Here is a 17,856-nt window from a genome sequence, read left to right as displayed (position 1 = left end):
GCGAGATCTACCGCGCCCTGACCAGCACACCGACAACCCGACACATCACTCAAACCGACCTTGCTCCTGCGGCTTGACGTCCATAGGAGCATCCCTGATGCGGGGGCTGCCTGCTGAGGCCCTGCTGCGCCGGGACGGGGCAGAGGTCGGCGCGGACCGCTGGGGGCTGACGCAGGAGCTGCTGGCGCAGCTGGTCGAACTGGTGTCGGTACTGGCGGCGGAGCACCGCCTGCGCAGGCCGGTCGAGCTGCCGCGTCCGGCCTATTTGAGGGCCGGCCGCGGGCACGAGCAGGCCGGGCAGGGCATGGCCCGGGCTGTCGCCGTGCTGCGCCGTACCGGAAAGGCGGCCGGGCGTGGCTGAGGAGATCGACTCCGGTCGCCTCGTCGTCGAGGTCGTCGCCGACTCGTCGGGGTTCGCGACGGACGCGAAGGCCCGTGTCGACGCGGCGGTGCGCAACCTGCGGGCCAAGGTCCGGTTGGACCCGGATGCCTCCGGGCTGCGCGAGCGCGTCGAAGCCGCCGCGCAGGCCACCCGCGCCCGGATCAAGGTCACGGTCGACGTCGACCTTGCCGGGCTGCGCCAGCGCGTCCAGGCGGCCACGCAGGCCGCCCGCGCCCGCATCAAGGTCGCCGTCGACCCGGACACATCCGGGCTGGCGGAGAAGGTGCGGGCGGCGACAGCCCGCGCCGCGTACGTGCGCGTCGGGGTCGGCCTCGACACCGGCAACCTGCGCCAGCGCGTCCGGATCGCCGCCGAGGCTGCCGCCGCCACCGTCAAGCTCGACCTGGACGTCGAGACGGCCGGGCTGCGCGCCCGCGTCAAGGAAGCGCTGACCGGCCTGTCGGTACGCGTGCGGGTCGACGTCGACACCGCCGCCGCGACCACCCGCCTCGCGGCGTTCCGCACGCTCGCGTCCCGGCCGGTCGACGTCCCCCTCAACGCCCGGGGCTCCGCCGGCGGCGGTGGTGACTCCGGGGGGTTCCTCCAGGCTGCCGAGGGCTTCGGCTCCACCGTCGCCGGGCTGGCTCGCCTGCCCGCGATGGCCTCCGGGGCGCTCGCCCTCGGCCAGGCCCTCACCCAGGTTGCCGCCGGGCTCTTCGCGATGGGTGCGGCAGCCGCGCCCGCGGTCGGGCTGCTCGGTGCCCTTCCCGGGGCGGCGGGCGCCGCCGTCCAGGGCCTGGGCACCCTGCTGGCCGCCTTCTCCGGCATCGGTGCCGCCGTTAAGGCGCTCGGCCAGGCGGACAAGCAGTCCGCCGGCGCGGCGGGCGCCTCCGCGCAGGCCCGGCAGGCCGCCGCCGACCGGGTGGCGGACGCGCAGCGCCGACTCGGCGCCGCCCAGCGCGACAGCGACGAGCAGGCCCTGCGCGGTGCCGAGCAGGTCGCGCAGTCCCGGCGCCGGCTGGCCGACGTCCAGGAACGGGCGGTGGCACAGGTCGCCGCCGCCGACCGGCAGCTGGCGGCGGCGGAGCTCACGGTCACCCGCGCACACCAGGCCGCCGCGCAGGCGCAGCAGGCGCTGAACGACGCCCGGCAGCAGGCCGCGCGGACCCTGGAGGACCTGAACCGGGACGCGGCCCGGGGGCCGCTGGAGGAGCAGAAGGCGCTGCTCTCCCTGGAGCAGGCCCGTTCCCGGCTCAACCAGGTCAACGTCAGTCCGTTCTCGTCGGAGACGGACCGGCGCGAAGCCCAGATCTCCTACCAGGAGGCGGTCAACCAGCTCGAGGACGTCCGCACCCGCAACAAGCGGCTCGCCGAGGACGTCAAGAAGGCCAACCAGCAGGGCGTCGAGGGCAGCGACCAGGTCACCTCCGCGAAGGAGCAGCTGGCCCGCGCCCAGGAGGCCGAGCAGGACGCGGTCCGGGGTGTCCAGGAGGCCGAGCAGCAGGCCGCCCGGGCCCGCGTCGAGGCGGTGCGCGAGGTCCAGGACGCGCACAACGACCTCGACAAGGCGGTGCGTGAGGCGCAGCGCCAGCAGCAGCGTTCCGCCGAGCAGGTAGCGGACGCCCAGCGGGACGTCGCCCGCGCGGTGCGGGACCAGTCGCAGGCGCTGGCCTCCGCCGCTGGCGCCGCCAGCGCCGCCGAACAGGCGCTCAACGCGCTCTCCCCGGCCGGGCAGCGCTTCGCCCGGTTCATCTCCGGGACGGTGCAGCCTGCCCTGCGCGGGCTGCGGGACACCGCGCAGGAGGCGCTGCTGCCTCCACTGGAGACGGCGATCAGCCGCGGGCTGAGCCTGCTGCCGATCTTCAACCGGGCGATCGGCGACACCGGGCAGGTGCTCGGCCAGGCCGCCGTCCGGGGCGCGGAGATGGCCACGTCCGGGCCGTGGCGGGCGGACCTGGCGCAGGTCGCCTCGACCAACACGCGGGTTATCGGCTCGCTGGCGAACGCCGGCCTGAGCGCAGCCGATGGCCTGCGCAACATCACGGTTGCCGCCGCGCCGCTGCTGGAGCGCCTCGCCAGCGCCACCGAACGCGGTCTCGCCCTGGCCGCCTCGTTCATCCAGGCCCGCCGCGACGGCGGCCAGCTCGGTGCGTTCTTCCAGCGCGCCGGTGACACCGGCGCGCAGCTGTGGGGCATCCTGCGGGACATCGGCCTCGGTGTCCTCAACATCGGGCGCGCCGCAGCACCCGCCGGACAGCAGCTCCTCAACTCGCTCGCCAACGCCGCGAGGTCCTTCCGCACGCTCACCGGCGAAGGCGAGACGCAGGCCAAGCTCGCCGGATACTTCGCCAACACCGTCCCCGTCCTCCAGGAGGTCGGACGGCTGGTCGGCGCCCTGGGCGTCGCCTGGTTCAACTTCACCAACAACCCGGCACTCGCGCCGCTGATCGCCCGGCTGCGCACCGAGGTGCTGCCCGCGGTCATGCAGCTGGCCGGATCGCTCGGCAACGGCCAGCTGTGGGACCAGCTGCTCGGGCTGCTCAGTTCCATCGTCGGCATCGCCGCCCAACTCGGCGGCCTCGGCAACACCTTGTCCGGGTTCCTGTTCGTCATCCAGGCCGTCGCCTCCGCCGTGCAGCTGCTGCTGTCGATCCCCGGCATGGGCGCCTTCGTGTCGGCGCTGCTGACGATGGCCGGCGTCGCGGGCGGCATCATGTTCGTCTCCAACGCGATCGGCGCGGTGCGCGGCGCCCTGACCTTGCTGTCCGCCAACCCGATCATGCTGATCGTCGCCGCTGCCGCCGCCCTGGTGCTGGCGTTCGTCACCGCCTACCAGAAGTCCGAGTGGTTCCGTAACGTCGTCAACGGGGCGATCAGCGGGCTCGCCGACGGCGTGCGCTACGCCCTCGACAGCATGGTGTCCTTCGCGGCCTGGTCCTGGGGCAAGCTGTCGGGGATCTTCGCCCCGCCGATCCGCTTCCTCGTCAACACCGTGTACGACAACGGGATCAGGAAGGCCTGGAACTGGATCGCCGACAGCTTCGGCCTCGGCAAACTCCCCAGCTTCACCGTCGGCTTCGCCCGAGGCGGTGTCGTGCCCGGGTACGCGCCCGGGCGCGACACCGTGCCCGCGATGCTCAGCCCGGGTGAGGGCGTACTCGTGCCGCAGGCCGTGCGCCAGCTCGGCGGCGAAGGCGGCATCACCGCCCTCAACGACGCCGCCCGCGCCGGCCGTCTCGCCGACGCCGGCGCGCCCGTGCAGGGCTTCTTCCTCGGCGGACTCGTGGACGGCGCGGTCGACCAACTGCGCGGCTGGGCCGCCGGCGCCCTGGCCAAGGCCCTCAACCCGGTGAGGGGCTGGTTCAACTGGATGCCCGACAACGCGTGGGGCAAGATGCTGCGCGGCATGGTCAACCGGGCCGTGGACGGCGTGCTGGCCTTCGTACGCGGCTACTCCACCGGGGGAGTGGTGCCCGGCTACGCGCCCGGCCAGGACAGCGCCCTGGCCCGCCTCAGCCCCGGCGAAGGCATCCTCACCCCACAGGCCGTGCGCGGCCTCGGAGGCAGCGCCGCCGTCAGCGCGATCAACGCCGCCCGCGGGCAGCTCGCCGACAGCGCCCAGGGCGAGCGCATCGGCACCGTCATCTCGCCCGGCGCGATCGTGCAGTACATCACCAACCCGCTGCCCGAGACGCCGGGGGAGACCGTCAACAACCGGCTGCGGGCCCTCGCCTCGTTCGGCCTGTTCGACAAGGAGAGCGTCTGATGGCCCGCGAACGCTGGCTGGTGGACGGCTACGACCTCACCGACGGCCTGGTGCGCGACGTCGAGTACCGGGCCGGGCTGACCGGCACCCCGGCCGTCGTCGGCGCGAACGCCACCGTCCCCAACCGCATCGGGGAGCTGTGGCGGCCCAAGCACCACGGCCCCGGCAAGTTCACCCTCGCCCTGTGGCTGGCCCCCACCAGGGGCGGCTGGCAGGACGTCGAAGCGGCGTGGGAGGACCTGCTGCGCGTCGTCGCCCGGCCGCACCGGCTGCTCACCTTCGAGCGGCACACCGCCGCCGGCCAGGTCCGCCGCTGCGAGGGCGAAGTCCTGTCCGCGCTCACCCCGACGCCGCTGGGCCAGAGCGGCATGCGCATCAGCCTCGAGGTCAACGTGCCCGCCGGGTACTGGGTGTCCGCCGACACCAGCACCCGGGCGACCGCCCCCGGAACGCCCGTGCCCCAGGACCTGGTGCTGACCGAGTTCGCAGACGCGACCGCGCCGATGGAGCAGCTCGCCTATCTGCTCACCGGGCCGATCACCGCCCCGACCGTCACCGACACCACCGACGCAACCGGCGGCGACTCGTTCACCTACACCGGGCAGATCGGCGCCGGGCAGACCCTCACCGTGGACGCCGCCACCTGGCAGCTGACCGGCGGTGGCGGCTTCGTCCCCGACCCGGGCCGCCTGACCAACACCGGGCCCGCCTTCCTGCGCCTGGCCCCCGGCCGCCCCGGCAAGCCGCCGAGCGTGCGCCTGACCGGAACCAACACCGGGCCCACCACCCAGCTCACCGTCACCGGCCGCCGCGCCTACCTGACCTGACCGGAGAACCACCGTGGCCGTCCACCTGCGCGTCTTGAGCCCGAGCGGCAGCCTGCTCGGTCTGCTGCCCTACCCCGCCGACCTCAAGACGCAGGCCGAGCACAACGGCGTCGGCACGTTGACCTTCACCTACCCGCGCAACGCCCCGGGCGCCGGCCTGCTGTCCGGGGACGACCCGCGGCTCTCCCTCGTCATCGACGGCGTCGAGAAGCCCGAGCGGTACCTGCTGGAGGACGACGGCGACGACCCGGCCGACGACGCGGGCGAGGCCCGGCCCATCCAGGTCGGCTGCCGGGGCGCCCTCGCCCTTCTGGAGCGCGCCGTGATCTACCCGGTCGGCCACACCCCCGGCCAGGCCGTGCAGGGCCTCGACGCGCACTTCCCGTTCGTCAACGCCACCCCCGGGGCCGTCATCGCCACCCTCCTGCAGCGCGCCCAAGCCCGCGGCGCCCTGACTGAGATCACCTGGGACTTCACCTCCGCCGCCGACAGCGCCGGCCGCCCCTGGCCCACCACGTACACCGTCCAGTACGACGCCGGCGGCGACCTGCTCAAGACCGTCACCTCGATCACCGGCGCGGGGTGGGCAGACGTGCGGATGGAGGGCTACCGGCTGCGCGCCTACGTGCCCGACACCGTCTGCGCCACCGATCACCCGGGCATCGTGCTGTACCTGGGCCGGGACGTCCTCAAGGGCCCCCGGCAGCGCTCCCGCCGCTCGGTGCGTTCCCACCTGCTGGCCTCCGGCGACTCCGGCAACCTCGCCGAGGTCGTCAACCCGACCGCGGCCGCCCGATACGGACGCCGCGAGGCCTTCGACGGCCGGGGCGGCATCACCGACGCCACCACCCTCGCGGAACTCGCCCGGGTCACCCTCGGCGGCATGGGCGCCGCCTCCGAGGGCTTCACGATCGAACTCGACCCGGCCGCCACCCAGCACCGGCCCGGCATCGACTACCGGGCCGGGGACTACATCCGTTACGACCAGCGGCGCACCGACCCGGCCACGCTGGAGCCGCTGCGGGTGCGCACCATCGCCACCACGTACGACAACACCGGCCAGCCCAGCAGCAGCCTGGAACTCAACGACCTGTTCGTGGAGCAGCGCATCCGGGTGCAGCGGCAGCTGGATGCCCTCACCAACGGCTCGGCGACCGCCTCCCGTACCCCGCTGCCGCCGCTCGGCGACCGCAACGACACCGTCGCCCCCAAGGCCCCGGACGCGGTGCTGCTCGGCTCCTGGGCCTACCTGGACCGGGGTGGGCAGCAGCACGCCGCGCTGGCGGTGTCCTGGCCCGCGGTGACGCAGAACGCCGACGGCACCGTGTACGACGACGCCGGCAACTACTACGTCTCCTACCTGCTGCCCGGCCTGCGGATCGCGGGGCAGGACCCCCAGTGGTCCCCGGAGCAGGCGGTCAACGGCACCATCGCCCACTACGACCAGCTGCCGGCCGGGCAGCGCGTCCAGGCCCGGGTGCGCACCGTGGACGCCTCCGGGAACTCCTCCACCTGGCGGCTGTCGGAGGAGACCATCCTCGCCAGCGACACCACCCCGCCCCCGGTGCCGTCGAAGCCAGCGGTGACCTCGCTGATCGGCGCGCTGCGGGCGGTGTGGGACGGGCGAGGGGCGCAGGGCGAGGAAATGCCCGCGGACTTCGCCGAGGTGGAGGTGCACGCCTCCAGGGCAGCCGGGTTCGCCCCCAGCGCGGCGACGATCGTCGACCGGCTCGCCGGAGCGGCGGCCGCCCCGATCACCGGCCTGTCCTACGGCACCACCTACTACATCAAGTTCGTCGCCCGCGACCGGGCGGGCAACGCCTCGCAGCCCTCTGCCGAGGCCTCCGCCGTTCCGACCGTCGTCATCAGGTCCGACCTCGCCGACCAGATCATCGGGACCACCCAGCTCGCCGATGCCACGATCATCGGCGCGAAGATCGCGCTCGCCACCATCCAGGACGCCAACATCGGCACCGTCTCCGCGAGCAAGCTGACCGTCGGCAAGCTCAACGCGGACGTCACGGTCTCCGCGCGCATCAAGACCGCCGACACCGGCGCGAGGGTGGAGCTCAACTCCGCGGGCATCGAGGCGTGGAACGCCAATGGCGTGAAGACCGTCTCCGTCTCCGCGACTACCGGCGACGTGCGGATCGTCGGCGGCTTGTCCAGCGGAACCACCGGGCAGCGCATCGAGATCAACCCCGGCGGGGGCCTGCCGGAGATCCGCTTCTTTCCCACCAACGGCAACAACTACGCCTTCGTCAACGCGGTCGGTGGGAGCAACGGCGCGGCGTACATCGGGCTGAACAGCGGCACCTTCCAGCACAACGGGCAGTCGACGGCCTACCGGCTCTACCTGACCGAGTACATGTCGGCGCTGGAGACGATCCGCACCGACACCCAGAGGCCGTGGGGCGGCACGGTCCGGATGAACGCGGGCCAAGGCGCCGCGCTCGCGTACATGGTCGAGGACTCGGTCAAGGGCTACGTGGTCGCTGCGGATTCAGGCGTCCAGATCGGCCGGAGCAACGACCGGGGCGGCAACACCGAACTGTGGATCGACGCCACGACCCTCCAGTACAAGGGCACTTTCCTGAACTACTGGTACGCCGAGCCGGACCGCGGGCTGTTCACCGGCACGGTCGGGATGACCAACTGGACGTCCATGTCGCTCTCCTACGGGCCGACGATGCAATCCGCGATGGTGCCGATCGTCACCCTGCGGGACTGGCAAGCCGTGCGGGCCTGGCAGGTCACCGCATCCAGCCTCACCGGTTTCACCACCACCCTCGCCTCCGCCAGCAGCGACGGCTCCGTCGGCTTCTGGTGCTACCGCATCTGACACGAACGGGGAGCAACCATGCCCGAGCAGTACCGGGTACTCGAAGCGGCCCAGATTAATGTCGGGCCGACGCAGTGCTGGGCCGTGCGCCAGCAACGGCCGGACGGGGACCACCACGTCACAGTCTTCCCGATCTCCGCACTGGAGTGGCGGGCCGCCGAGTACGACATCGACCACACCACCCCGGACGGCATCGACACGATCCTCGACATGCTGCTCCACGAGCCGTGGATGGCGGACCCGGCCGTGGACCGCCATGCCGATCCGGCCGCTGCAAAGGGCTTCGCCGCCGGGAAGCCGGCGCCCGTCACGCTGCACAACGCGCCCGACCGGGCCACCGCCCGGCGAGCCCACCTCGAACGGATCGCCCACACCAAGCGGACCCGTGTCGCCGTCACGGCCGGACCCACCGCGGGCACGCGCCGCGCGGCAGCGGCGAAGCCCGCGCCGGATCCGCTCGACATCATCCGGCGCCACCACGGCATCACCCCGGAGGGAGTGGCCGCGAAGACGGAGATCGTGGAGCAGACCCGCTGGCAACTCGCCCAGCCCCGCCCGCCCGTCGACGAGGAGACGACCCGCGTCAACCCGGACGCCTTCACCACACCGGTGTGGGACGCCGCGGTGCCCTGCCGTGACGAGGCGCAACGCATCGGAGAGGACGCGGCATGACCGACGGCCCCAGCCCCGAACAGCTCGACCGTCTGCTCAGCACCGCCGACCGGCGCCGGCTCACCCCTGCCGAAGCCGCCCTGCTCCGGACCGGCGTCCAGCGCCTGCGGAAGACAGCCGACTGCGCCCGGCCGGCCACCAGCGACACCACCAACCCGACGACGTGAACGGAGCCCCCGCCACCATGGAGCACAGCACCCAGCCCATCACCGTGGACGCCGAGCCGTACATCGCCCGGCTGCGCAACCAGATGGCCGACGCCTGGGGACACGCGCAGGCGGAACTCGCCCTGGCCCGCGAGGAGATCGCCGTACGCACCGCGCGGGAAGCCGACCTGGAACGGCGGATCGCCGAGCTCGAATCCACCATCGCCGAACTGCGCGGAACCTCGACGCGACCGTAGACACCGCCGCGCCCTACCGTCCCCCGCTGTGGAACGGGACCCGGACGACCAGCAGCCTCCCGCTGGCCGACGACACCGACGGAGGACCAGATGGAGCGAGATCACCGGGTGGAAGACGATCCGGGACCTGATCCTGTTCCTGCTCGGAGCGGCGGTGATCGTGCGGGAGGCGTGGACGCCGCCGGCCGACCCGAGCGTGATCATCACGGGCCTGACCCTTGCGGGGCTGCCCGCCGCGCTGTCAAGGGACGAACGGCCACCGCGCGAGTAGACCCGCGCACCGGCCTGCTGGCCCGATACCGGTTCACCACCGGCTACCTGGCCGCCGCCGGCGTCGCGTTCGTCGCGACCTGGCCGCTCTGAGCACCAAGCCTGCCCAACACCAGCACCAGGAGACGACCGTGAACATCCTGAACGACACCGAGGCGTGGGGCCTGCTGCTCGGCGCCGTCACCCCCTGGGCGACCGCGCTCGTCCAGCAGCCGCACTGGACCAAGCCGGTCCGCGCCGTCGTCGGGGCCGTGGCCTCCGGCATCGTCGGCATCGTCACCGTCCTCGCCCGCGGGGACATCGCCCATGCGCAGACCGCCCTCACCACCGTCGCCCTCGCCGTCGTGGCGTCCAAGACCTTCTACGACGGCCTGTGGCAGCACGCCGGCGCCGGAGCGCTGGAGCGCGCGACCGCCCCGGACCGCCGGTCCGGTTGGTAGCCGGCCCTGTGTCTGCGGCCGGCGCTACCCTAGAGTGATGATGTGGCCGCCGGGCCGACCGGCCGCTTGCTCTGGCAACAAGCCCTTCGGGGCTGTCTCCTATCAAGGGGAGCACGCGGACCCGGGCGGCTTCGCAACCCGCGGGCCCGGCGGCCACACTTCCTAATCTCCCTTCTCCGCAGCCGATTTGGCCACGTGGTGGGTGTTCCCACGCAGGCCGGGCTGGCGGGAGGGTGGAGGCAGGCAGCCACACCGGGGCCTGCGAACCCCGGTGCCGCCACGGAGACAAGGAAGGCACCCCGAGGTGACAGCACCAGCTCAGCAAGCACCCCCCTCGACCGAACAGGTCACCCCGTTGACGGACAACCGCGCGGAGATGACCATCGAGACGGCCGACCAGGTCCTGGAGATCACCGGCGCGCAGCGGTTCTGGACGAAGGCGCAGCGGGCCGCCCTCGCCGCCATCGGCCTCGCGCAGGCCCCGACGCACGACCTCGTCGCGTTCTTCCACATCTGCAAGTCCACCGGCTTGGACCCCTTCCGCCGCGAGATCTACTACATCCAGCGCAAGCGCAAGGTGCAGGGCCAAGAGGAGCTGTACTACACCGCGCAGACCGGCATCGACGGGTTCCGGCACATCGGGCAGCGCACTGGCCGGTTCATCCGGCGCGTCGGCCCGTTCTGGACCGGACCCGAAGACGACCCGAAGTGGTGGATCGTGGGCGAGGACGGGATCAACCGCCGACGGTGGGTCGACGTGTGGCTCCACGACAACCCGCCCGCCGCCGCGATGTGCCGGATCGAACACCGCAGCATCGCCGGGGACGAGACGGTCACCCAAGCCGTTGCTGTCTTCTCCGAGTTCGCCGTCGGCAAGGACGAGTGGCAGGACGACCCGCGCACGGGCAGAGGAGTCAAGACCGGCAAGCGCATCCTGACCGGTCAGTGGCCGACCATGGGCGCCCACATGATCGGCAAGGTGGCCGAAGCCCAGGCATGGCGCATCGCCTTCCCCCGCGAGCTCGTGAACATCTACGAGCACGCGGAGATGGAGCAAGCCGACGCCGCTCAGCGCGAGCTGGAGCGCGAGGCAGGAGCAGCGCGCCGCCGCGAGGCCCGATCCCAGGAACAGCCCGGGGTCGTGATCCCCGGCACGGTGGTCAGCACCTCCACCACCGAGACGGCCGACGGTGCTACCGGGCAGGGGACGCCCGAGAGGGAGCCGGACGCGACCTCGGCGGAACCGGCTGACGAGGCCCCCACCGCAGATGAGCTGCGCCAGGAACTGCGCGCCTTCGCCTCCGCGATGGGCAGCACCGTCACCAAGATCACCGACCGGTGGCGGAAGGCGACCGGGATCGGCGTCAACAAGGCGACGGCCGGGCAGCTCGGCGAGCTGCTCGCCGAGCTGCGTCCCTACGTTGTGTCCGTGCTGGGGTCCCACCCCGAGGCGGCCGAGCACGTCGAGGCCGGCGGCCTGATCCGGCTCGATCCGGACACCACCGTGTGGAGCAGAGGGGACGCCCGCGAGGGCTAGCCCGCTTCTCCTGCCCACTTCACCCGCAGGCCCGCGCCCCGGGCGCGGGCCTGCGGCCTGGCCACACGGACACCCCATGCAGCCCCTCATCGAGAAAGCCCACAAGCTCGCCCGCGCCCGTCTCATCGGGCCCAGTCCTCTCCCGTGCCGCTGCGGCGCGCCCCGTCACGCGCACCGGGGACAGAAGCGCTCCGGCGGCCACCCCGCTACCAGTTGCGCCCGCTACCGCCGCGACCCCGCCGACGTGCTCCTCGAACGCGCCCAGGCGGCAGCCCACGCCCGGCTCGGCGACGACCTCGCGGCATCCGAGCGAGGTGGCCGCCGACGGCGCTCCCGCCGCCCCAAGAAGCCCGGCCAGTGGTCGATCGGCGCCTCCGACACCAGTTCCTGCCGCCGCGCGATCTGGTACCGGGAGAACCCGCCACCCGGCTACGTCCCGGCTCCTGTGGACCGGCGCGCAGCCCGAGCCGGAACCCTGATCCACGACTCGGTGTCCCGCCGCCGGCGCGCCCTCTACCCGTGGCGGCTGTACGAGCAGTCCGTCACCCTGCCGGGCCTGGACCGGCCGAGCCGCTACGACGAGTACGACCCGGTCACCGGCGTCCTGTACGACTACAAGACGGCCGGAGACTGGAAGTGGGCGCTGGTCGGCGACGACGGGCCGCCCGAGACCGAGTGGGACCAGACGCAGCTCTACGCCCTCGCCCTGCACCTCGCAGGCGAGGCGGTGACCGAGGTGCGGATCATCTACTTCGAGCGCAAGAGCGGCAGCGACGAGGAGTTCACCCGCCCGTTCGATGAGCAGGCCGCCCGGCGGGCGCTCGGCCGGTTGACCGCGATCGCCACGGCCCTCGACCTGGGCACCGCGCTGCCCCGGGACCGGTCCGGGCCGAGCACCGACGTGATCTGCAAACGCTTTTGCCCGGCCCGCACCCACTGCTGGGGCATGGTCGAGGCCCAGGCCGCCGGACGCTCCCCGGAGTCGTACACCCTGGTGACCGACAGGTCCGACATCGAATGGGCCCTCGGCGAGTACGACAGGCACCGCGCCGCGAAGTCCGCCGCCGAGAAGGCGCAGAACGTTGCCCGAGCGCTGCTCGACGGCGTGGCTCCCGACACCTACGGCGAGTTCGAGTACGTGCGCACCGCCGGGCGTCTCAAGGCCCCTGAGCCGGACATCGCTGCGCGGGTGCGGCAGCTGGAGGCGTTCTGGGACCTCCCGCCCAGCGAGCGCCCGGCACTCCACGAACTCGACTACCCCACCAAGCGGACCCGCACATCCGGCAGTACCCAGGTCCGCCGGGTACGCGCGGCCAAGCGGGGAGCGCCGCCGCGTGGAAGCCAGTAAGGACGCCAAACGCTGCGCGCATCGATCTCCCCGGTTAGGCGCTCCCGCGCGCGCCCGGCCGGGCCGATGAGGCCAGCGCAGCGGCCCCACTGTCCGTCGGTCGAACTAACGTCCGCCTATCGCAGGCACGTTGAGAGGAACACCGTGACCAGCCCGTACGACCCCGCGCCCCACGCGCCTCGCTCGCCCTGGTTCACCGAGAGGCCGCCCGCTCCCCAGCCCGCCGCGCCCCTCGTACCGGCGCGGCCCGCCGGGGACGGCGGCGCGCCGATCTACGAACAGCTCGTCGCCGAGTTCGGCGACCCGTTCAGCCTGATCGGCCCGATCCACTCCCGCTACCCGCGCCGACGTCTCTCCGGCCCTGCCGGGAACTGAACCCCCACCTCAGGACCGGAAGTTGCTCGGCGCGACCTAAGCCCCGGCGGCGGCCTAGGTTCCCCGCTCATGGCAGCCCCCCGCTACATCGACTACATGCCGCTGGACGCGATCCAGCCCGCCGCCCGAAACCCGAAAGGGCACGACGACGACGGGCTGGACCGCTCCGTCGAACAGTTCGACTTCACCGAGCCCGGCCTGCTGGACGAGCGCACCGACCGGCTGGTGGCCGGCCACGGCCGCTACGAGACCCTCGTCCGCCGCCGCGACGCGGGCAAGGCAGCCCCGGACGGCGTGGTCGTCACCGACGACGGCACATGGACCGTACCGGTTGTGCGCGGTTGGGCATCCCGCGACGACGCCCACGCCGAGGCCTACCTGATCGCCTCCAACCACCTGACCACCGTCGGCGGCTGGGACGGCGAGGGCCTGGCCGCGATGCTGTCCGACCTGGAGCAGGTCGACCCGGCGCTGTTCGCTGCCACCGGTTTCGACCATGCCCAGATCGACGCCATGCTCGCCGAGGTCACCCCGGGTGGCCCGGCCGACGACGCGAATGACACGGACGACGACGGCGCCGACGAGCCCGAGCAGATCAACCGCGGCGACCTCCTGGCCCTGGCCGGCGTCACTGTCGGGGAGCCCGAGCACCAGGTCGAGACCGGGCAGGTGTGGGAGCTCGGCGACCACCGCCTCGTCGTCGCCGAGGTCTTCGACGGCTGGCCCACGTGGACCCCGCTGCTCATCGAGGGCAGCCTCTTCCTGCCCTACCCCACTCCGCTCGCCCCCTTCGCGGACCGCGCCGTCGGCCGGCGCCTGGTGATGGTGCAGCCCGAGCGCTACCTGGCCGGTCACCTCCTGGACAAGTGGGCGCGGATCAGCGGCGAGGCGCCCACGCTCCGGGACGAGTCGTGACGACCATCCTGCCGACCGCCGGGGGCACCTTCGACCAGTCGGAGCGGCCCATCTACTTCACGGCGGGCGGAGGCGAGTTCAACGCGGGCCCGCACGTGCTGACGGCCGTCAACGAGCTGATGGGCGACGCCGAGGAGCAGCGGCTGCGCGACCTGCTGGACGCCGGCTGCCGGGTGCTGCTGGACAGCGGCATCTTCTGGCTCACCAACCGGCACAGCCGGGCCCACGGCGTCTCCATGGATGAAGCGCTCGCGCTGCCGCCGGAGAGCATCGACGGGTTCGAGGAACTGCGCGAGCGGTACGTTTACCTGGCCCGCACGTACGGCGACTGGCTGTGGGGCTACATCGAGCTGGACCAGGGCGGCCTGCTGCACAAGCGGGCGCAGCGGGCGGCCCTGCACGACCTCGGCCTCGCGCCGATCCCCGTGTACCACCCTCTGGTGGACGGCTGGGACTACTTCGATGAGCTGGCCGAGCGGTACGACCGGATCTGCGTGGGCAACATCGTCCAGGCGTCGGCCCCGGTGCGCCTGCGGCTGCTGCACACGATCTGGGAGCGCCGCCAGAAGTACCCGCACCTGTGGATTCACGCGCTCGGCCTGACCGCCAACGAGTGGTGCCTGCCGCTGGCCCCGGACTCCTGCGACTCCTCCTCCTGGCTGGCCCCGCTGCGCTGGAACCACCAGCGAATCGAGACCTCGATGCTGCGCCGCGTCGGCAACCTGCCCGCCGGCTTCCGCTACGCCCCCGGCGACAGCGCCTCCTACCAGGCCGCCGCCCGGTTGTGTGCGGACGCCGCGACGGCGCTGGGCACCTGCTGGAGGCACGCCGCCCACCGCGTCCAGGAGCTGACCGGCGCCCCGGCGGCACCGCGCTGGAAGGAGCGCAGCGATGAGCCCGAGTAACCAGTCCGCCGCGGTGAAGCGCACCGGCGGTGGCGCGTTCGACCCGGCCGACCGGCACCTGTACTTTGCCGCCGGCGACTCCGAGCACTACCCGCACCACGTGCTGCTGGCCACCAACGACCTGCTGACCGCCGGGCACGAACGCAGGCTCGTCGCCCTGCTGGACGCCGGGCACCGCGTCCTGCTGGACTCGGGGATCTTCTGGCTGACCAACCAGTACAAGCGGGCCCACCCCGGCATCTCCATGGACGAGGCCCTGCGCCTCGCCCCCGAAGACATCGACGGCTTCGATGACCTGTACGCCCGGTACGTCGAACTGGTGCAGCGCCACGGCGACCGGTTGTGGGGCTACATCGAGCTCGACCAGGGCGGCCGGGACAACAAGATCCGCACCCGCGCCCGCCTCGAGGGCGAAGGCCTCGCGCCGATCCCCGTCTACCACCCGCTGGTGGACGGCTGGGACTACTTCGATGAGCTCGCCCAGCAGTACGACCGGATCTGCTTCGGCAACGTCGTCCAGGCGCCCGCGCCGGTGCGGCTGCGCCTGCTGCACACCCTGTGGGAACGCCACCGCCAGTACCCCGACCTGTGGGTGCACGTCCTCGGCCTGACGGTCAACGAATGGTGCCTGGCCGTCCCGCCGGACTCCTGCGACTCCTCCACCTGGCTCGGCCCGCTGCGCTGGCCCGACGTACGGATCGACTCCGCGCTGCTGCGCAAGGTCGGTGTGATCGACCGCGGCTTCGCGTACGACCTCGACCAGCCGGCCCACCCCACCCGCGGCCGTACCGCCTGCTGCCTGATGTGCGCGCAGACCGTCGATGCCACCACCAGCGTGTGGCGCCTCGCCCGCACCACCCGCGACGAGCTGCTCGGCCAGCCGTCCTACCCGCCCCTCACCGAACCGGAGGCACGAACCTCGTGAAGTCAACTGTCAGCGTCTGGACCAAGGTCCAGCTGCCCGGATTCCACCACTGGCCCGGCGCGCCCGAGCACCGCTCCTACCTGCGGGCCCGGCACCGGCACCTGTTCCACATCACGGTCGGTGTCGCCGTCGCGCACGACGAACGCGACACCGAGTTCCACGACCTCGGCGACCTGATCCGCGGCTGGTGGGGCCCGGGCGCCCGCGAGTGCGGGGCGGCCTCGTGCGAAACCCTGGCCCGCACTCTCGCCGAGCACCTGAGCAGCGTTGGCCTGCGGGTGACGATGAGCGCGGTGTCCGAGGACGGCGAGGCCGGCGCGGTCGTGCACCTGGCCGAGACGGGGGAGCAGCAGTGAGCCGCCACAGTGTCACCGTCCGCCACAACTTCGAGACAGCGCACCGGCTGCCGCACCTCGCCGGGAAGTGCGAGAACCTGCACGGGCACTCCTGGGTGGTCGAGGTCACCGTGTCCGCTCCAGTGCTGGCGGCCGGCACCGTCGTGGAGTTCGGCGCGTTCAAGCGGGCTCTGCGGGAGTGGATCGACACCTTTCTCGACCACGGCACCATGCTCGGGGCCAGCGACCCGCTCGCCCCGGTCCTCGCCGAGCAGGGCAGCAAGCTGTTCCGCTTCGGTGCCGAGGATCCGACCGAGCAGGAGCAGCACGCCGCCGGTCTCGGCTGGCCGAGCGTGGAGGCCGTCGCTGAACTGCTCGGCCGCGTTGCCACGGAGGCCCTGCACACCCTGCCCCGCGCCGCGGGCGCGTACGTCTCCCACGTCGGCGTGTCCGAGACCGCCGTCAACGCCGCCTCCTGGACGGCGGCCCCGTGAGCGCCCTCGTCGTCCCCGACGCCGGCCTGCCCGTCGCCGAGATCTTCGGGCCCACCATCCAGGGAGAAGGGCCGACCGCCGGCCAGCGGGCCCTGTTCCTGCGCCTGGGCGGCTGCAACCTCAGCTGCGACTGGTGCGACACCCCCTACACCTGGGACGGCCAGCGGTACAACCTGCGCAAGGAGATCGGCCGCGTCCCGGTCGTCGAACTCGCCGAGTGGGCAGCCGAGCACCCGCACGCGATCGTCGTCATCACCGGTGGCGAGCCGCTGCTGCACCAGCGCACCGATGCCTGGCGCTCGCTGATGGCCGTGCTGCGCTACACCACCCGCCGCGTCGAGATCGAGACCAACGGCACCCTCGCGCCGCAGCACGTCAGCCTCGGCGTGCCGCGGCTGACCTTCAACGTCAGCGCCAAGCTGGCGAACTCCGGCATGCCGGAGGAGCGGCGGATCAAGCCGGACGCCCTGGAGGTCTTCGCCGGCCTCGCCCACCGCGGCCGCGCCCGCTTCAAGTTCGTCGCCGCCGGCCCGGATGACCTCGAGGAGATCGCCGACCTGGTCGAGCGCTTCCACCTTCCTCCGCACGCGACCTGGGTGATGCCCGAAGGGACCACCGCCGAGCGCACCATCGAGGTCGCCCGGGCCCTGGCCGACGACGTGATCGCGCGCAACTGGAACCTGACGATGCGGCAGCACGTGCTGCTGTGGCCTGGAGAACGCAACCGATGACCACCCCCGCCAACACCGCCGACCTGGTCCGCGCGGCCGAGCACGCCGCCGGTCTGCTCGCCGCCCTCGGCATCCCGTGCGACACCGAGTCCACCGCGGCCACCCCTCGCCGCATGGCCAAGGCCCTCGCAGAGCTGACCGCCGGCGTGTGCCTGGACCCGGCCCGGCACCTTGCCGTCACCTTCCCCCCGGAAGGAGAACGGGCAGGGCTGATCGCCGCCGTCGACGTGCCCTTCACCGCGCTCTGCGAGCACCACATGCTGCCGTTCACGGGCCGGGCCACCGTCGCCTACCTGCCGGCCCCCGGAGCCCGCATCGTCGGCCTGTCCAAGCTCGCCCGCCTCGTCCAGGAGTTCGCGGCCCGCCCGCAGGTCCAGGAACGGCTCGGCCAGCAGGTCGTAGATGCCCTCGGCGCGCACCTCGACATCCAGGGCGCGGCGTGCCTGATCCGCTCCCAGCACGCCTGCATGACGGCCCGCGGTGCCCGCGCGCACGGGGCCGCGATGGTCACCAGCCACCTGACCGGGGCCCTCCACGCCGCCCCGGCGCGGCGTGCCGAAGTGCTCGCGCTTGCGCCGCCACCAGCCTGACAGGGAACGGGAGTTGTGCCCAAGAGCCCGTTCGCGCGGGAGGATGGCAGGGCCAGGCCGGGACCGCGAATCCCGGCCGCCCACACCAAGGAGACGACG

General features: G+C 72.8%; 19 protein-coding genes. All 19 read left to right on the top strand.

Annotation, left to right across the window (positions count from 1 at the left end):
- Window positions 1–97 precede the first annotated feature (97 nt).
- The 19 genes from ACFU7Y_RS09165 to folE all read left to right on the top strand — a co-directional run bounded on the left by ACFU7Y_RS09165 (window position 98) and on the right by folE (window position 17,757).
- Window positions 98–361: a hypothetical protein gene (locus ACFU7Y_RS09165; protein ID WP_224274920.1), complete on the top strand. Its 264-nt coding sequence runs from the start codon at window positions 98–100 to the stop codon at window positions 359–361.
- Window positions 354–4,148, top strand: coding sequence for a hypothetical protein (locus tag ACFU7Y_RS09160; protein ID WP_380767098.1), 3,795 nt, complete (start codon window positions 354–356; stop codon window positions 4,146–4,148). Before ACFU7Y_RS09165 ends, ACFU7Y_RS09160 begins: the two co-directional genes overlap by 8 nt.
- Entirely contained in the window at window positions 4,148–4,975 is an 828-nt protein-coding gene (locus ACFU7Y_RS09155) for a hypothetical protein (RefSeq protein WP_380767096.1), read from the top strand. Before ACFU7Y_RS09160 ends, ACFU7Y_RS09155 begins: the two co-directional genes overlap by 1 nt.
- A gap of 13 nt (window positions 4,976–4,988) precedes the next feature.
- On the top strand, window positions 4,989–7,817 hold the full coding sequence (locus tag ACFU7Y_RS09150; protein ID WP_380767094.1) for a hypothetical protein: 2,829 nt from the start codon (window positions 4,989–4,991) through the stop codon (window positions 7,815–7,817).
- A gap of 18 nt (window positions 7,818–7,835) precedes the next feature.
- Window positions 7,836–8,489, top strand: coding sequence for a hypothetical protein (locus tag ACFU7Y_RS09145; protein WP_380767092.1), 654 nt, complete (start codon window positions 7,836–7,838; stop codon window positions 8,487–8,489).
- A complete protein-coding gene (locus ACFU7Y_RS09140; RefSeq protein WP_380767090.1) occupies window positions 8,486–8,656 on the top strand; it encodes a hypothetical protein in 171 nt (56 codons plus the stop codon). The genes ACFU7Y_RS09145 and ACFU7Y_RS09140 overlap by 4 nt, the downstream gene beginning before the upstream one ends.
- A 17-nt stretch (window positions 8,657–8,673) precedes the next feature.
- Complete coding sequence (locus ACFU7Y_RS09135) at window positions 8,674–8,892, top strand: hypothetical protein (protein ID WP_380767088.1); 219 nt, start codon at window positions 8,674–8,676, stop codon at window positions 8,890–8,892.
- 28 nt (window positions 8,893–8,920) lie between these two features.
- Window positions 8,921–9,163 carry a hypothetical protein gene (locus tag ACFU7Y_RS09130; protein WP_380767086.1) on the top strand — a complete coding sequence of 81 codons (243 nt, stop codon included), beginning with the start codon at window positions 8,921–8,923 and terminating at the stop codon, window positions 9,161–9,163.
- Between the two features lie 130 nt (window positions 9,164–9,293).
- On the top strand, window positions 9,294–9,602 hold the full coding sequence (locus ACFU7Y_RS09125) for a hypothetical protein (RefSeq protein ID WP_224273290.1): 309 nt from the start codon (window positions 9,294–9,296) through the stop codon (window positions 9,600–9,602).
- A 304-nt stretch (window positions 9,603–9,906) separates the two neighbouring features.
- Complete coding sequence (locus tag ACFU7Y_RS09120) at window positions 9,907–11,139, top strand: recombinase RecT (RefSeq protein WP_380767084.1); 1,233 nt, start codon at window positions 9,907–9,909, stop codon at window positions 11,137–11,139.
- Window positions 11,140–11,215: 76 nt separating this feature from the next.
- Window positions 11,216–12,487: a hypothetical protein gene (locus tag ACFU7Y_RS09115; RefSeq protein ID WP_380767082.1), complete on the top strand. Its 1,272-nt coding sequence runs from the start codon at window positions 11,216–11,218 to the stop codon at window positions 12,485–12,487.
- 144 nt (window positions 12,488–12,631) lie between these two features.
- On the top strand, window positions 12,632–12,862 hold the full coding sequence (locus ACFU7Y_RS09110) for a hypothetical protein (RefSeq protein WP_224273296.1): 231 nt from the start codon (window positions 12,632–12,634) through the stop codon (window positions 12,860–12,862).
- 69 nt (window positions 12,863–12,931) lie between these two features.
- Window positions 12,932–13,777 carry a hypothetical protein gene (locus tag ACFU7Y_RS09105; RefSeq protein ID WP_380767080.1) on the top strand — a complete coding sequence of 282 codons (846 nt, stop codon included), beginning with the start codon at window positions 12,932–12,934 and terminating at the stop codon, window positions 13,775–13,777.
- Entirely contained in the window at window positions 13,774–14,682 is a 909-nt protein-coding gene (locus ACFU7Y_RS09100) for a hypothetical protein (RefSeq protein WP_380767078.1), read from the top strand. Before ACFU7Y_RS09105 ends, ACFU7Y_RS09100 begins: the two co-directional genes overlap by 4 nt.
- A complete protein-coding gene (locus ACFU7Y_RS09095; RefSeq protein WP_380767076.1) occupies window positions 14,669–15,607 on the top strand; it encodes a hypothetical protein in 939 nt (312 codons plus the stop codon). Before ACFU7Y_RS09100 ends, ACFU7Y_RS09095 begins: the two co-directional genes overlap by 14 nt.
- Entirely contained in the window at window positions 15,604–15,963 is a 360-nt protein-coding gene (locus tag ACFU7Y_RS09090) for a hypothetical protein (protein ID WP_224273304.1), read from the top strand. The genes ACFU7Y_RS09095 and ACFU7Y_RS09090 overlap by 4 nt, the downstream gene beginning before the upstream one ends.
- Window positions 15,960–16,436 carry a 6-pyruvoyl tetrahydropterin synthase family protein gene (locus ACFU7Y_RS09085; protein WP_380767074.1) on the top strand — a complete coding sequence of 159 codons (477 nt, stop codon included), beginning with the start codon at window positions 15,960–15,962 and terminating at the stop codon, window positions 16,434–16,436. Before ACFU7Y_RS09090 ends, ACFU7Y_RS09085 begins: the two co-directional genes overlap by 4 nt.
- Entirely contained in the window at window positions 16,433–17,167 is a 735-nt protein-coding gene (locus ACFU7Y_RS09080; protein WP_224273323.1) for a 7-carboxy-7-deazaguanine synthase QueE, read from the top strand. The genes ACFU7Y_RS09085 and ACFU7Y_RS09080 overlap by 4 nt, the downstream gene beginning before the upstream one ends.
- A complete protein-coding gene (folE, locus tag ACFU7Y_RS09075) occupies window positions 17,164–17,757 on the top strand; it encodes a GTP cyclohydrolase I (RefSeq protein WP_380767072.1) in 594 nt (197 codons plus the stop codon). The genes ACFU7Y_RS09080 and folE overlap by 4 nt, the downstream gene beginning before the upstream one ends.
- The last annotated feature ends 99 nt before the right edge of the window (window positions 17,758–17,856 follow it).

It is taken from the genome of Kitasatospora sp. NPDC057542, from assembly GCF_042801945.1.
Classification (GTDB): domain Bacteria; phylum Actinomycetota; class Actinomycetes; order Streptomycetales; family Streptomycetaceae; genus Kitasatospora.
This window is presented reverse-complemented; position numbering and strand designations above follow the sequence as displayed.